Source organism: Capnocytophaga sp. H2931 (assembly GCF_002302535.1).
In the GTDB taxonomy this organism is placed as follows: Bacteria; Bacteroidota; Bacteroidia; order Flavobacteriales; family Flavobacteriaceae; genus Capnocytophaga; species Capnocytophaga canis.
In genome coordinates this window covers 1,804,701-1,820,322 of sequence record NZ_CP022381.1, presented here as the reverse complement: position 1 = coordinate 1,820,322, position 15,622 = coordinate 1,804,701, and the positions used below count along the sequence as shown (strand labels likewise).

At 35.0% G+C, this 15,622-nt stretch carries 11 protein-coding genes; 3 read left to right on the top strand and 8 right to left on the bottom strand.

Going from position 1 to position 15,622, the window contains the following annotated elements; genetic code table 11:
* Positions 1–3: 3 nt before the first annotated feature.
* The 4 genes from CGC52_RS07835 to CGC52_RS07820 form a co-directional block, all read right to left on the bottom strand.
* On the bottom strand, positions 4–678 hold the full coding sequence (locus CGC52_RS07835) for a hypothetical protein (RefSeq protein WP_095894020.1): 675 nt from the start codon (positions 676–678) through the stop codon (positions 4–6).
* Between the two features lie 95 nt (positions 679–773).
* Complete coding sequence (locus CGC52_RS07830) at positions 774–1,295, bottom strand: hypothetical protein (protein WP_042347739.1); 522 nt, start codon at positions 1,293–1,295, stop codon at positions 774–776.
* Positions 1,296–1,589: 294 nt separating this feature from the next.
* On the bottom strand, positions 1,590–2,771 hold the full coding sequence (locus CGC52_RS07825) for a hypothetical protein (protein WP_095894019.1): 1,182 nt from the start codon (positions 2,769–2,771) through the stop codon (positions 1,590–1,592).
* A 149-nt stretch (positions 2,772–2,920) separates the two neighbouring features.
* Positions 2,921–3,826 (bottom strand): leucine-rich repeat domain-containing protein, encoded by a 906-nt coding sequence (locus CGC52_RS07820; RefSeq protein ID WP_111966938.1) that lies wholly within the window; start codon positions 3,824–3,826, stop codon positions 2,921–2,923.
* A 905-nt stretch (positions 3,827–4,731) separates the two neighbouring features.
* On the opposite strand from CGC52_RS07820, the gene CGC52_RS07815 reads away from it, so the two are divergent.
* Genes CGC52_RS07815 through CGC52_RS07805 form a run of 3 tightly spaced genes read left to right on the top strand, consistent with a single transcriptional unit; the run spans position 4,732 to position 10,552 of the window.
* Positions 4,732–7,608, top strand: a complete 2,877-nt coding sequence (locus CGC52_RS07815) for an ATP-binding protein (RefSeq protein ID WP_095894017.1) — start codon at positions 4,732–4,734, stop codon at positions 7,606–7,608.
* An 18-nt stretch (positions 7,609–7,626) separates the two neighbouring features.
* Positions 7,627–8,748, top strand: a complete 1,122-nt coding sequence (locus tag CGC52_RS07810) for a formimidoylglutamase (protein ID WP_042006101.1) — start codon at positions 7,627–7,629, stop codon at positions 8,746–8,748.
* A 19-nt stretch (positions 8,749–8,767) separates the two neighbouring features.
* Positions 8,768–10,552 (top strand): M14 family metallopeptidase, encoded by a 1,785-nt coding sequence (locus CGC52_RS07805; protein ID WP_095894016.1) that lies wholly within the window; start codon positions 8,768–8,770, stop codon positions 10,550–10,552.
* A 110-nt stretch (positions 10,553–10,662) separates the two neighbouring features.
* Here CGC52_RS07805 and CGC52_RS07800 read toward each other — a convergent pair whose 3' ends face one another.
* The 4 genes from CGC52_RS07800 to CGC52_RS07785 all read right to left on the bottom strand — a co-directional run bounded on the left by CGC52_RS07800 (position 10,663) and on the right by CGC52_RS07785 (position 15,599).
* A complete protein-coding gene (locus CGC52_RS07800; protein ID WP_095894015.1) occupies positions 10,663–11,451 on the bottom strand; it encodes a hypothetical protein in 789 nt (262 codons plus the stop codon).
* Between the two features lie 12 nt (positions 11,452–11,463).
* The gene (locus tag CGC52_RS07795; RefSeq protein ID WP_157909020.1) at positions 11,464–11,895 is read right to left on the bottom strand and encodes a DoxX family membrane protein; all 432 of its coding nucleotides are present in this window, start codon (positions 11,893–11,895) and stop codon (positions 11,464–11,466) included.
* A 63-nt stretch (positions 11,896–11,958) separates the two neighbouring features.
* Positions 11,959–13,200, bottom strand: a complete 1,242-nt coding sequence (locus CGC52_RS07790) for a hypothetical protein (protein WP_095894013.1) — start codon at positions 13,198–13,200, stop codon at positions 11,959–11,961.
* A gap of 26 nt (positions 13,201–13,226) precedes the next feature.
* On the bottom strand, positions 13,227–15,599 hold the full coding sequence (locus CGC52_RS07785) for a TonB-dependent receptor (protein ID WP_095894012.1): 2,373 nt from the start codon (positions 15,597–15,599) through the stop codon (positions 13,227–13,229).
* Positions 15,600–15,622 lie beyond the last annotated feature (23 nt).

Genomic DNA, 15,622 nt, shown 5'->3' with positions numbered 1-15,622 from the left:
AAACTACTGAGCGTAGTCCCATCTATACTCTCCTGTACCACTTACCTTCCGTTGGTTTATGTCAAATTTATATTTTTCTAAACATATGATTGGAAATCCATCAGTTAGAAAACCTCTTTTTTCAAATTCTTTTTTTTGTTGTTCTAACTGGTCATTCATTAAATTTTCAGGTATTTCCGTGTTTGATTTCCAGGTTTTTGTAGCTTCTTCCCAATATATTCCGGGAGGGGTTTCCTCTCCGTACAGGTAGATGTGAAACACGCCACTTTCCTCTCCTGTTTCAATTCCCCAAACTGAAGATGATGCCTCTAATATTTTCTCTCCTGTTTTAAGATTATAAGCCTTCAAATCACGGGTTCCGCCTGTACCTAAACTGACCAACAAGAAATGATTGTCAACCTTTTCTAATGAGACATATTCGTTATCCGATGCCAATTCAAAAGAGGCTATTCCTTCTTTTTTCGCTTGGATTTTTAATTTGTTAAACATTTCATTTTCATCATCTTGATTGACTATACGACAAAATGAATCTTCAAACTCGACTGTCTCTCCTTGAGACAATTCAGGTAAAGAAACCTCTTTTGGGATTTGTTCCTCGGTCGTATTTTGCTTTTTCGGTGTGGTTTCACAACTCACAATCAATAAACATGTTACAACTATAAAATAAATAAATTTCATTTTTTCAAAATATTTTTATTTGCTTTTTTAATTCCATATTTCAACACAGAAAACAGGCTCTCCAGATTTGTTTATTTTTCTGATAATATTTTATATCAGTCAATAAAATTAGTGTTCATATAATCAATTTGAAAACTATCCCCGTTCTTAACAAGTATCACATCTGACGAAGTTTTTACTTCCCCGTAGTCGATAAAAACATTAAAACTCAAGTCTTTTAAATGTTTTATTTTCAAGTCCTCAAGTTTGTCAACATCTCCATTTCCTGTTCCAAACACATTAAGATCATCTTCTTTCACTGGGTTATAAACACTTGCCCATTTCTTTTTATATTGAGCTCTGGCTTGTTCCAAAGCTTCTTCCGAATCGTAGTTATCCTCTGCCCAAAAACTGTAAAGCTCAATGGCTTCATTGTAAAATTCTAAAAATCGTTTCGTATAGAGTTTATCATCCCCTCCCCATTCAGGAAAACAAAATCCATTCCCGTTAGGACATTGGAATATAGCATACAACCACTTTTCGGCAGCTTCAACCGAAACTTTGTCGTTATCACTGTTGCTTTTGCAACTCCACAGTAAGGTAATCACTGCGATACTAAGTATTACTTTAATTTTCATAATCTGTAAATTTATTGTTTTACAAAAGTTTCTGCAAATTTTCGTCAATATGAAAGCTCTTTGTGGTAAAAAACACACTCAAGGTGAGATGAAATATCATCATCACCTCGAATATGTTTAAAAACCTAATTTAACATTACAAAGATAATTAATTTTCACTAATGTCTTATGTTTTTCTCGCTCTTATTAAGAGTTTTTTTCTTTCAAAAAGCCTATAATTGTTTGCTTACAGCTTTAATTCTAACAACTCATCAATTGTTTTTCAAAACAATGTGTTTTTGCTCATTTTTCTGTTTATTTGCTGATTTTTCTAGGATTGTGTGTCCCATCAAAAGGAGCTGTAAATTGGTATTTGTTTTGCCATTTTTTTCCGTCGCCTGGCTGTTGTAGATTGTACTGACGCAAGTACGTTACGCCTCCTTCGTTAGTCAAAAGTCCCACTAACAAACTCCGATGCGTGATTTCGTATGGATAGTTTGGACTTTTGAATGTCTTCCAATCTTTTTCTAAAAACACAAGTTTGTCTACTTTAAAAGCTCCTTCAAATTGTTTTTTAGCGTCAGCCAAAGCTTTTTGCGTTGTTGCGGGTGTCATATTGTATGTTTTTGGCATATCTATACCTTTTGCCGTATGAGCATCCCAGCCTTTTACTCTTTGTTTTATCTGTTCATATTTGTTTAATACAAATAGATAACTATCATCCTGTACTTTTTTGGGATGCTTCTCAAAATGTTCTTTCATTGTTGTAGCAATTCTGAAACTCATTTTGCAGCTATCGTATTTCCCAGCCTTTTCGAATTTTTCAATATTGTTTAGCATTCCAAAAAAAGCTGCTCCGATGGTGTTGAAAGGTGTTTTGTCATACACCATTTGATCCAAACGTACCACTTCAAGCCCCATATCTGCTACACGAGCTCTGTGAGAATAAAGTAAAAGAAGAATACCACTATCGGTCACTACCTTTGTATGTTCATTATCTTCATATTTTGCTTCAAAAGTGATGTCTCCATAGCGATGGGCTTCCAATAAAGTTTTACCTGAAACATAGAACGAATAAGGTTTAACGCCCTCAGGATCAGCGTTAAATACAGCAAAGTAAGCGTGTATAACATTGTCATCTTGAAAAGAATAACGTTTTCCTCCTTTGTTGGGCAAATTTACCTCAAATAACTTGGATTGAATACTTTCACGCAATCCTCGATTGTTCAACTGTTGATGTGTATAAATTTCCTGTGAGATCAAGGCTTGCTCACTGTTGGCATCCAGCAGATAAAATTCTTTGAACGCAGGATTGTCATAAGGCTTGTGATATAACCTTTCATCTAACTGTGTATAAGATTTTCTAATCTCTCCGATTGATTTGGTATATCCCTTTTCAACTGTTTTATTGTTGAGTTCAGGATCGTTCTGTGCATTGATTTGTAGCGAAAATACCACAAGCAATCCTAGTGTTGCTTTTAGAATATTTGTTTTCATAGATTCCTGTATTTCAATTTAGTTAAAATTTTAGTTCACTCAGGATTTTATCCTGTCTAAATCACAAAATGCTTTAATCAATTTATGATAAATGTGTTCGATTTTGCATTTCTTCCCCCATTTGATACGTATTTTGGGGCATTTTTAGCTTATAATTCCTTGTGGAAATTAACAATCACTCTCCAACATTTCTCGTTTTTTCCGATATTAATGTCACCATTTGTAAAAACATTTTTCTCTGTTTTTCCTCGTGGGGTTTTGTTAGCTGTCAAGTAGAGGAAACCTGTTGTGTCACAACGCTGTGGTAAACTATTCATGAAAGCCGTCATATTTTCCCCTTGAATATGATTTCCATAACAAAAGATTGTTTTAAGACTTATGTTTCTACTGACGTCCAAGGATTTCAAATTGGTATCGCTACAATTTAATTCCTCTAGGTTTGCATTCGCTTTCAGATTCAAATTCTCAATCTGGCTTCCTCGAACGCAAATTCGTTTTAAAATGAGATTTCTGCTCACATCTACCGATCTGATTGGATTAACCCCCATTGACAACTGCTCCAGTTTTAGATTGTTACCCAATTCAAGTGAGGATATGCTATTCTCGGAACAATCCAGTTCTTTTAGATTTACATTTTTTGACAGATCAAGCTCCTTAATATTGTTTTCCGAGCAGTATAATTTCTCCAGTGCAGGATTTTTACTAACCTCCAATCGTTCCACTTTTGCTCGTGGGATGTATAGTGCAGTTACTTCGCCATAAATAGTAATTTCAGGAGCATCTACTTCAAAAATAGTGTACTGTCCAAAAAGTGTTTCGTTAAACTTCTCACCAACATCTTCTCTTTTGTTATTGTTCCAATCAATCCAAACAGCATTTTGTTTCGATGTTTCTGCTTCCAAACTGAGGCAAATGCTTTCTCCTTTTTTCTTCTGTGTTACAAAAGTTATTTTATTCGATTTTTCCATCAAGGATTCGTAATCCTCCATCTCATCTGTTGAACAGGCTGCAAATATTAACACAGCCAAGAACATTATCAATTCTCTCGTTTTCATCTCTTCTAAATTTTAATGTTTTATGCTGTTTTACTTTGTTATTTTTTGGTTTTAGTGTTGTCCTTATTTTCAAATAATTTCCTTTGTAGTTTCGTAGCACGAGTTATGTTACCCTCTCGACTACATAACCCTCAACTACGATTTAATATTTGAATATGAAAAAAAATAAGTTTTCTTTAATCTTCTTTGGTAGCTATAGCTGTGCCATCCTCCCGACAGCACAGCCTTAAACTACTACTAACATTTGAATATGAAAAAAAATGATTTAACTTCTAATCTCACAAGTTGCGCTATCCTCCCGACTGCACAACTTCACTAATTAAGTTCTCTTTTTATATTTTAAAAAACCATGATGTTTTTCTCTAACAGAATAAAGTAATTTTACTTTCTGTTTTCTGGTACAAAGGTAGGGTGAACCTAAAAGAAGTAGTTGTAAAAATCAAACTACTTTTTGTAAAAATGACGCATTAACAATTTCAAAATTTGTATAAATCATATACCTCAAAATATGTTAAACATTTTAAAATGAGTAAAATATAAATACAAAACTATTTGAAAAATGAATCCCTTTTGTTTAGCAGTTAATGTTTTGATGAGAAAAGAATGCTGTATTTGTTGATATTCAAGAATATATAAAGTTCTTCGGATATGCCTTTTGTCTGCTATTTATTTTTTATACATCTGATAATCATATTATTACAAATATTTATCTTTTTTTATCTACAAATTACGATTTGTATAAATCACGCATACACATGCATCTACCTATCTAGTAATCAGATTTTTATGAATACAAATTATTTTTATAGTTAAAATGCATTAGGAGAAGTGTCTTTTTAATGTATATTTTTTTTACAATTGGAAAAAAAAATTTACTTTTGTTGCGATGAAATGCAGTTCAGAAAATGAAATATATAGAAAATAAATTTTTCGGTTTCTTTGTCGTTTTTTCGTTTCTGATTATCTATGGTTGTTCCTCTGAAAAAACACAAGTTGTAGATAATGAGGCGAAAAGCATGTACTTAAAGGAAGCTCAGAAACTTTCTCGGAAAGAAGATTCTCTAAAAATAATGGTTCAGAAATATACTGATGAGAAAAACAATGTCGCTTTGATGATGTTTTACAGACAATTAGGTAAAACCCAGCGTGAAAACACACGCTTTTCTGATGCCATCACCTCGCACCAAACGGGGTTAGAAATTGCCTTGAAACTCAACGACACTCTTGAAATTGTTCAGGCTCTCAACGATTTAAGTACTGATTTCAGACGTATAAGTGCCATGACAGAAGCTGCTAACTACAGTTACGACGCTCTTCATTATATCGAAGCTTTTTCCGATGTTAAAAACAGTGGACGAAAATTGCGAGTAATGACTCTCAACGGTATAGGAAACATTAGTGAACGTTTGGGTTACTCGGATGATGCCGAACGCTATTTTCGAGAGGCTCTTAAAGAAGAAACTGCCTTAGACAGCAAGGTGGGACAGGCCATCAATTATGCCAATCTGGGATCTATTTTCCGAAATCGACAGGAATATGATTCCGCAAAAACTTATTACAACCTCTCATTACAGAAAAATATTGAAGCTAATTCAAAATTAGGCATTGGACTGTGCCATAATCATTTAGGTAACCTTTATGCGGTAGAAAAAAAATACGATTTAGCAGAAAAAGAATATCGAATTGCCTACGATTTGATGGAAAAGCACTCCGATAAATGGCACTGGCTCAATGCTTGTATCGCCTTGGCTAAAATAAATCTAATCACAGGTAAAACAGAACAATATCACGAATATATTTCTTTAGCAGAAAAAACGGCTCAAGAAATCAATTCGACGGGACATTTAGCTGAAATCTATTTACTTAAACACGACTATTCCATCAAACAAGGTAAATATGAAGCTGCTTTGAAACAGTACAAATTCAGTAAATCCATGACCGATAGCATTTTAGGCGTTAAAAACACCAATCATTTTATGGATTTACGGGTAAACTACGAGCGGGAACAAAATTCAAGGCAACTAAAAATCATTGAAGCTGAAAACCAAATCAAGGAGGAGCGAAGAGAGCGAGTTCTTTACTTGATGTGGTTAGCTGCTGTTGTGGGAGCTATTATCATCGGTTTGTTGTACTATGCTTATCGACAACGCACCCGAAGCAACCAAATCTTAAAACAGATTGAACAAACTCGCTCGGATTTCTTTACAAATCTGACCCATGAATTTAGAACTCCATTGACTGTTATTCAAGGACTTAATAGACAATTACAACAACGTAAAGACTTAAGCGAAAAGGAAAAGACACGGTTTATGCTTGCTATCGACCGACAAAGCGAAAATCTACTTAAGTTGGTTAACCAACTTTTAGATATTTCTAAATTGAAAAGTGGTACGGACAATCCGAAATGGGAACGTGGAGACATCATCTCTTACTTGCGTATGACTGCTGAAACTTTCGGATTATTCGCACAAGAAAGAAACGTAAACCTAGTGTTTTATACCGATATTGCAGCTCAAGAGATGGATTTCGTTTCCTTCTATATGGATAAAATCATTAGTAACCTACTGTCAAACGCTATCAAACACACTGAAAACGGCGATAAAATTGAATTTATTGTCTTGAAAGGAAAAAATCCTAATGAAATTATGATTCGTGTGGCAGACAATGGAGATGGTATCCCGAAAGATGAATTAGACCGTATTTTTGAATTATTTTATCAGAGTCCTAACGTAAAAAATAATTCAGGAACGGGTATTGGACTGGCTTTTACAAAAATGCTTGTTGAAAAAATGAAAGGGAAAATTGAAGTAGAAAGTGAATTGGGAAAAGGCTCAACCTTTACCGTTACCTTGCCTTTAAAAAATAAGAAAATGCAAAATCTTCCGATGCTGGTGCTTTCTAAAGCAGACCATATCGTTATAAATACCTCGCAAAATCAAGATAATCATGATGATGACCATGGTAGTGATAGAATTACACCTATGGGCACTGATGTCCCAATTGTTTTAGTGGTTGAAGATAGTAAAGATGTTTCCTTATTTGTAAAATCTTTATTGCAAAGTAATTACAATGTTATTACTGCTAAAAATGGAGCGGAAGGGTTGCTGATGGCTGAAAAATATATTCCCGATATAGTGATTACCGATGTGATGATGCCTGTAAAAAACGGATATGAATTCTGCACTGATATGAAAGACAATGTTTTGTTGAATCATATTCCTATTATTATGCTTACTGCAAAAACCTCAGAGGAAGATCAATTGGAGGGATTGCGTCATGGGGTAGATGCTTATATGCGTAAACCTTTCAGAAGTGAAGAATTATTGATTCGGATTGAAAAAATTTTAGAAAATAGAAAAATATTAAAAGATAAATACTTAAGCGTTATTGAAAGTAGTGGAAATAATATTTCCGAACAAAAAGCAGACAATGATGAGAAGATGAAATTCTTATGCAAGGTGATGGACATCATTAATGCTGAGATTACAAACCCTAATTTCAACGCTACTTTTATTGCTGATAGAATGGCTATGAGCACTTCACAACTAAGTAGAAAACTTAACCAAATTGTTGGAGTTTCAACGGTGTCATATATCTTGCAGGTAAAACTCATAAAGGCTAAAAAAATGTTACAGGACAGTTCCATAAGTTTAGGAGAAGTTTCCGACGCATGTGGATTCTACGATTTGAGCTATTTTTCTCGTACATTCAAAAAAGAATTCGGTATCACGCCAAGTGCATACCAAAAAAATGCATCCATGAAAGGGTTCTTGAATACATAAAAGTTGAAATCAAAAAAAATGTCGTTATTATACCTACAACCCATCGATAGCACCTTAGCTTCAAAAACTTACAAACCACAGCAATTAGGTTCGCAAATAAGAAAACACACCTTCGAATTGGGTGTTCCTGATTTAGATGAAATTAAAGTGGCTTTCTTTAGTGTAGAAACCGCTGAACGAACTTTGCATGAAGTTCGCAAGAGTTTGTATGCTCTTTATAGAGGTAATTGGAATTTTCCGATTGCCGATTTGGGAATTTTGTACGAAGGTCACTCCACTAGCGACACTTATTTTGCAGTTAGAGAGCTGGTAAATTCTCTCATAAAACAAAATATTACCCCTGTTGTTATTGGAGGAAAACGGGATTTGACCTATCCTATTTATCGAAGTTTTGACACTTTAGAGCAAATGGTCAATTTGGTAACTGTAAATCCTACGTTTGACTTTGGGGATAAATATGAATTGTTTTCGGAAACATCTTATTTGAGTAGAATTCTATCCGAAGAACCTATTAATCTATTTGATTTTACAAATTTAGGTTACCAATCGTACTATGTAGCCCAAGAAGAATTAGATTTACTCGAAAAAATGTGTTTCGATACCTATCGTTTGGGAATCATTGTCAACGACCTACCGATGATTGAACCTACCATGCGCGATGCTGACATTGTAAGCATTACGATGAACGCTATACAAGCACGAGATATTGAAAACACTGATGGATTCGTGAATGGTTTTTCCAATCGTGAGATCTGTGCTATTTCTCGATACGCAGGTATCAGTAGTAATGTTCAAGTCTATGGTATATTCGACATCCCCGATACGGGACTTGCTGCCCAATTGACAGGACAAATGTTTTGGTATTTTTGCGAAGGGTTTAACTTCAGAGTCAAGGAGTTACCTTTGGTGAATGACAATAACTATATCAAATACATTGTCCCAGTTGACGACATACAAATTGAATTTTTTAAAAGCGTAGCTACAGGTCGTTGGTGGATGAAAGCAGGAAGCGAAAGTTTTTCAGAACGCAAGCCTCATCTTCCACTGGGATTGATTCCGTGTAATCATAAAGAATATCTTGATGCAACACAAGGCGTTATTCCTGAACGTTGGTGGAAAGCTTATCGGAAATCAATTTAACTTTGTAATATATTTAAAAATGAAAAACAACATATATATCTTAATTGCACTTATCGGATGGACACTGGTAGGCTGTGAGCCTCCTTTTTTTTCCGAAACACAAAGCTTTGTTACTCGTTTTGAAACTTCCAATGGAGAGGAGAGTGCAACCTATGAGGAAGTAATCGATTTTTACAAAAACCTATCTGCAAAATATAGCTCCATCAATCTAAAAACAATGGGGCTAACCGATGCAGGACTACCTCTACACATCGTTACTTACAGCACAGATGCTGAGTTTAATTTTACTAAACTTCAAAAAGATAAAGTTATTATCCTGATAAACAATGGGATACATCCAGGAGAAACCGATGGTATTGATGCTACAATGCTATTGTTTCGCAATTTGGCTGAAAAACAGATAAAAACACCTGAACATGTGGTTGTAGTTGCTATTCCTGTCTACAACATAGGTGGAGCTTTGAACCGAAATTCAACAACCCGTGTGAATCAGAATGGCCCTAAGGAATATGGATTTCGAGGTAACGCTAAAAACTTGGATTTAAATCGTGATTTTGTGAAATCAGATTCTGAAAACGCTCTTTCTTTTGCAAAAATATTCCATTTGATACAACCTGATGTTTTCATTGATAACCACGTTACTAATGGTGCGGACTACCAACATGTACTTACCTATGCCATCTCTCAGCCAAAAAAATTAGGCTCTTTTCTAGGTGGATATATGCAAGATACCCTAATTCCGAATCTATCCGAAAAGTTAATCACACATCAGAATAGTGTGAAGAATGATTCTATTGAAAATCCTTTTCTACACTTGGCTCCTTACGTAACTGTTTGGAATACAACCCCTGATAATGGATACAGAGAAATGCTCGACACACCTCGTTATTCCACAGGATACACAAGCCTATGGGGTACTATGAGTATACTAATCGAAACCCACATGCTGAAACCTTACAAACAGCGTGTCGAAGCGAATTATGAGATGATGAAGGCTCTATTGGAATTACTTGAAAATGATTCAAAAAACATCAAACAGCTACGTACTAAACAAAGAGAAATAGCCCTTACAGAAAAATCGTATCCCATTCAATGGCAATTAGATAGTTCACAAGTGTCGTCCATAACATTCTACGGTTATAAAGCGGATACTCTCATCAGTGAAGTTACAGGACTACCACGTTTGCACTATGATCGGAATCAGCCCTATGTGAAAGAAATTCCGTACTATAACCACTATGTACCTACCAAACAGGTGGAGGTACCACAAGCGTACGTTGTTCCTAAAGCATGGACAAATATCATTGATCGGCTCAGGGCTAACAAAGTAAGTATGAATGAAATAAATAGAGACACACTCATGTCGGTTGTTTATTACCGCATTGAAAATTATAAAACTGTAGATACTCCTTTTGAAGGGCATTATCTCCATTTCGATACGGAAGTTTCAAAACACAAAACAGAAATACAACTATCAAAAGGTGATTGGATTATACACTTAGACCAACCAGCGAAACGTTATCTGTTAGAAGTTTTAGAGCCAGAAGCTCCTGATTCATTTTTCAATTGGAACTTCTTTGATGCCATTTTACAGCAGAAAGAACATTTTTCACCCTATTTATTTGAAAAAACCGCCTTAGCTTTTTTAGAAGAACATCCACAACTTCGAGACTCATTGGAATTACTCAAAAAAAACGACCCGAGTTTCGCTAAAAATAGCTACGAACAACTAAATTGGATTTACCGACAAACACCTCATTACGAGAAATCACACCTGCGATACCCAATTTTTAGAGTGGAATAAAGGTGCGCTCTTAAGTCTCCTGTAGATTTGACGCGTACAATTCCGCTCCCCAAAAGATTATCACAAAGGCTATATATATATACGGATGTAAAAATTACTAAATTAACAGTTCACTCCGTTCGAAAATTTTTGATTTTCTCCTCATTAAAATCACTTTCTTTAAAATACCTATTTACATAAGGAATTCCTTTCATCAAAACAATATCCTTAGGCATATTTTGCTGAGTAAAAGACATCGCAGTATTATGTAATGATGAAGATACTGCCGTATCTTCATTTGAAAATAATTGTAATGATTTCTCAGATACAACTGAACAATAAGTTTTCACCCATTCAATTATACTTTCCTCTTGTGATAAATCTGATTTCTCAATATACACATTTAGCAGAGATTGAAAATCCTTAAAGTTTTCTGCATTACCGTACTCATTAAAAAGATTCTGTACGGGGATATATGAGTTTGACAAATTTACCTCCCTTTTTTTTATCTTTGCAGACGGAACGATAGATTCTAAGCTACTCATTTGCTTTTGCATATAGTTGTAAATGATATGCTGAGTATCTGACTTCAATCGTTCTTTTGTATATTCAGGACTAATATTTTGCACAATTAGTAGGATAGCATCTTCATAACTGATAGACGACAACTCTTGTGTTTTTTCTTTACGAACTGCCATATTTGAACTAAATAAGTGCATTCCGGTGAGTGAACGGTATTTTAAAGGTACATAAACTATTTGCCCTATGTTCGTCAGATCGAAACGTACAAAATGTTCGTCGTCGCACGACTGCATATACAATAGTAAATTACGATCGTAGCGAGGTGGTATCTCAAAATAATACCAATTCAAATATTCACGCATTACAAGATTGAGTAATAACTGATAAGAAGGTTTCATATTATTAGTTAATTATATCCAACTTCCTCGCTTTTTGAACAATACTTTTGAGAGTTCGGGCAAATGTATGGCGATGAGATACAAATTCATCACTAAAATTATTATATCGAACCATAAAAAATCCGTAGCATGGCTAATATACCAATGGCAACCCACCATACCGATACACATAGGCAGTAACCAAATCCCCCCAAACAGATAGGTACAACGAGGGATTAGTAATAATCCGCCGACCAACTGTGCGAAACCAATGAGGTATATAAAACCTGTGTTTTCCCAAATGAGATAAAAATCCAGAAAATCACCGCCCAAACCAAAATCAATATACTCTTGCGGATTGATTCGCATGGTTAGTTTTTCCCAACCGTGAGGAATAAATGTATAGGCTAAAAAAGCACGAAACAAATAGCCCAATACCGTCGCAACCCATTTTATTTTTTTCATATCTGTCATAGTTAAATTTAAAAAAATCCGAATTAGGTGAATAACTCGGATTTTAGAAAATCGTTATTTCTGTATTACATTCACGCCCATTAGTCTTCCACTTTCTTTGAGTTGAAACTCTACTTTAGTTTTTCCATTGGTAGGGTCGTAAGAAGAAAGACCTGAAAATCCATCTGTTACATTATTAGAAATAAAGAATATTTTGTCTTTATATAAGAAAGGATTTTGATAGCAAGTATAATTATCCACAGGTATGTCTAATGCTTTCTTCCGCTTGGTTTGAGCGTCTATTTCTGTCCATTGCCAAACATCTGCTCGGTATTTTATCCCGTGTTGTCCTCCGCCGTAATAAGAAACCGCTCTTGATGGAATGGTGGTATATACCTTGCCGTTATGGGCAAAAATACGGTTAAATTCTGCCGGAAATTGATAATCATTGATATCTAAAACAAAAGTAGTATCAAATTGATTTTCACCTTTCTTAATTCTTAGTATTTTAGACGAATACATTTGCGATTGATTTTTCATATCGCCAACGGCTACCATATACAAATCTCCCGTTACGGCATCTATGCTCCATAGTGGGTGGTCTGAAAAAAGTGATAGATGTGTTGTCCCTTGAAATGTGGTTACGCCTTCCAGTTGATGAGTGGAAAGATTATAAACCGCGATTGCCACTTCTTTTCTCTTAGGCACTACTTGCCATAAGCCAGCTTGTCGTTCTCCGATTTGCACATCCATATAGAGTTTGTTGTCTCTTTTCGCTAAAATGAGTTGCCCCACAGCTTCATAAGGTTCTCCTTCCGACAGAGAAGATAAATCAATTTCGCCTGTGCGTTGCATCGTAGCAGGATTAAAGGTTTGAATTTTTAATCCCCCACGAGATAAGTCCCAATAATAGCCTTCGGAATCACTCACAACAAGATAATTTGTTTCATAGGTGTTATTTACCGTAGAAAGCAAGCCCGCATCGGAAATGGTAGCGTTATCTTCTAATCTTAATTTAGAAAGTCCTTTATTTACATAGGCATCCAAACGATAAAGATGATTGCCAAAGGTACGACCACCTGCCGAATAGGCTAACTGATGAAATGGTTTTCCGTCAAGGGATACTTCCCCATTGGGTTTTCCCTGAAAGGTATAGATACCTCCCGACCAGTCTGCTTGACCGTTGTAGATTACCCAAGTGTCCTTACTTTCTCCCGTAGAAGGAGTAGGGGAATCCTCATCATTACGATTACATTGCACAAAAACAATACTTAATAGTGCAACGAAAAACAGTTTTAAAAATTTTTGATTTGTCATAATTACTATATATTTAGAATTTAATTTTAATTAAAATGATACGCTATTTTGAAATAGAAAGCTCTCCCAGGCTTTTGAACCCTAAAATTATCATACAGCTTTTCATTGGTCAAGTTATACACATTAAGGCTCAAACTTACTTGAGGACGATGGAAGAAATAGCTAATTCCTGCATCAACACTTGCCATACCTAATCTATTATCGTTGGGAATAAGTAACTCCGTAGCTACTTTTTGGAGTTTGCCAAACAAGGGCGGCTCTACTTTTCTGCTCATTGCCTTTAAAAAAAAGCGATGCACATAATTGATATGATAATGAAAACTTAGTTTGTCTTCTTTTTTAAAAATATCAAAAAAATGAAATCTTGTATAGTGGTTTCCAAAGAAATACGGAATATTGGGTACGCGTGCACCTTCTAAAAATTTCATTGTCTTTTCAACATTGACCGAACGAATGTCTTGGTAAGTAATATTCACAGCTGTTTCCCATCGGCGAGACGGTCGGTAAGTCAGTTCGTATTCTCCTCCTAATATTCTCGTATTGTGATAATTGATATATCGATTGAATGGAATATCTAGCTGCAAGAAGATAATATCGGATACTTTCCTATAAAATATATTGAAATTACTATTCCATTGATAGTTTTTTGATGTGAAATCAACTATAAAATTGAAGTTGTGGCTGCTTTCAGGTTTTAGTTCTAAATTCTCCTTTATCAGGACGGCATCGCCATAGAGTTCATATTCATCAGGCAATCGAGTGGCGTTTTCGTAAGTCGTTTTTAATAAAAATCGATTTTCTTTTACGCTTATTCCTGCGGTGTAGCCTATATTTTTGCCTTGATGATTGGCTTGCCAAGAAAATCCGTAATTATCTGTACTAAAACCTTTTGCGGAATATTGGTAATGTTTTAGTGCGAATACGGTTTCTATCTTTTTATTCCACCAAAAGGAAGAAAGCCCAATAGCGGCGATGTTTCGTCTGTAATGTGCAGGAAACGCCAATACATCAGAGTTTGTAATGGGTGAAATAGCTCCTAATGGGTCGCTTCCTATTCGTTTTTGTTGATGCCAAGTGTTTCCTAATTCTATTTGGTGTGAATCGGTGAGTTTATAGCTTGTATTTACTCTCCAATGAAACAAATTAAATTTCAGATGCTGTTCATTTCCTCTATTGATTTCTCCTTGTTCGTTCGTTTCAGCCGATACATTCCCTAACCAATCATATCGTTTTTTGCTTATATCTATCAACTGATTATTAAAAATACTATAAACCGTATTGATATTCAGTTTTAATCTTTGGTTTAAAAAAGCATTTTGGTATTGAAGATATTGAGTTATATTTTTTTCCTTAGCGTATGGCTCTCCAAATACTTTTGACATATCGGCACTATGTTGTATTTCTTTATATAGAGAAGAAAATAGCACGCCTACTTTTAGTTTTTCTGCCCATTTTTTATTTCTAACCCCAGCATACCACTCTCCGTACATATTTTCAGTAGCATCGTGAAATCTTGGTACTTCTATATTTTTGATTGTAGAAGTATTGGAATCATACAATGGAGCTGTGATGGTAAAATTATTCTCAGAAGTAACCAAACTGCTTTGCATACCAAGATAGTAATCTCCTGATTTATTTAATTTTAGAAAACCATTCAGCGTAGTTTTATAAGTACCAAAAGACCCTGCCGTAGCCGTAATATGCAACAGATTTTTTTTAGGGATTTTTGTCAGAAAATTTATTCCTCCTCCCAAGGCATCTGCCGATAATTCAATGGGTAATGTTCCTTTATAGATATTTACTTGCTCTAAAAGTTCAGGAGCAATCATCGATGGGTCAAAGCTATGACCGTAGAGTTCTATTGGCATTCCATCTTTAAAAATTCTAACCGCTTTCCCTTGCATACCTCCCAGATTGATTTGCGACAAAGCTCCTACACTGCCATCGGTTCTTAATTTTATTCCTGCCGTTTGGTTAAGAATGGTTCCTATATTCTCGGCTCTATGTTGGGCGTTTTTTAAATCAATTACTTGCACACTGAACGGGCTTTCTTTCAGCTTTTGTTTTTGCGTTTTGGCTTCAATGATAACTTCACTCAGCTCATAACTATACATTGATATACGAATTTCGTTATTGGGCAAAGAACAATCTACGGTAATTGTTTGGCTATGTATAGGCTTGTTGTTGTGCCAAATTTCAATATTGTATCGTCCAGATGTTATATTTTCAAAATAAACGATGCCTTTATCATTCGGAACGAATTTTTGCTCTACGAGGCGTAAATGAAGTTCTTTCAAAGGGTAGTTCAGTGAGAAGTCATATACATTGATACTCACAGGACAAGCAAAAACGCTCATAAAAGGAAACAGCGTAAAAAATATAACTTTTAAAAACCTCATTATATTTATTTTATCTAAATAAA

Bases quoted from the DNA above. Each gene is read 5' to 3' on its own strand.
- CGC52_RS07790 (WP_095894013.1), bottom strand. From the start codon at position 13,200: ATGACAAATCAAAAATTTTTAAAACTGTTTTTCGTTGCACTATTAAGT.
- CGC52_RS07825 (WP_095894019.1), bottom strand. From the start codon at position 2,771: ATGAAAACAAATATTCTAAAAGCAACACTAGGATTGCTTGTGGTATTT.
- CGC52_RS07815 (WP_095894017.1), top strand. From the start codon at position 4,732: ATGAAATATATAGAAAATAAATTTTTCGGTTTCTTTGTCGTTTTTTCG.
- CGC52_RS07830 (WP_042347739.1), bottom strand. From the start codon at position 1,295: ATGAAAATTAAAGTAATACTTAGTATCGCAGTGATTACCTTACTGTGG.
- CGC52_RS07795 (WP_157909020.1), bottom strand. From the start codon at position 11,895: ATGAAAAAAATAAAATGGGTTGCGACGGTATTGGGCTATTTGTTTCGT.
- CGC52_RS07820 (WP_111966938.1), bottom strand. From the start codon at position 3,826: ATGAAAACGAGAGAATTGATAATGTTCTTGGCTGTGTTAATATTTGCA.
- CGC52_RS07835 (WP_095894020.1), bottom strand. From the start codon at position 678: ATGAAATTTATTTATTTTATAGTTGTAACATGTTTATTGATTGTGAGT.
- CGC52_RS07785 (WP_095894012.1), bottom strand. From the start codon at position 15,599: ATGAGGTTTTTAAAAGTTATATTTTTTACGCTGTTTCCTTTTATGAGC.
- CGC52_RS07805 (WP_095894016.1), top strand. From the start codon at position 8,768: ATGAAAAACAACATATATATCTTAATTGCACTTATCGGATGGACACTG.
- CGC52_RS07810 (WP_042006101.1), top strand. From the start codon at position 7,627: ATGTCGTTATTATACCTACAACCCATCGATAGCACCTTAGCTTCAAAA.
- CGC52_RS07800 (WP_095894015.1), bottom strand. From the start codon at position 11,451: ATGAAACCTTCTTATCAGTTATTACTCAATCTTGTAATGCGTGAATAT.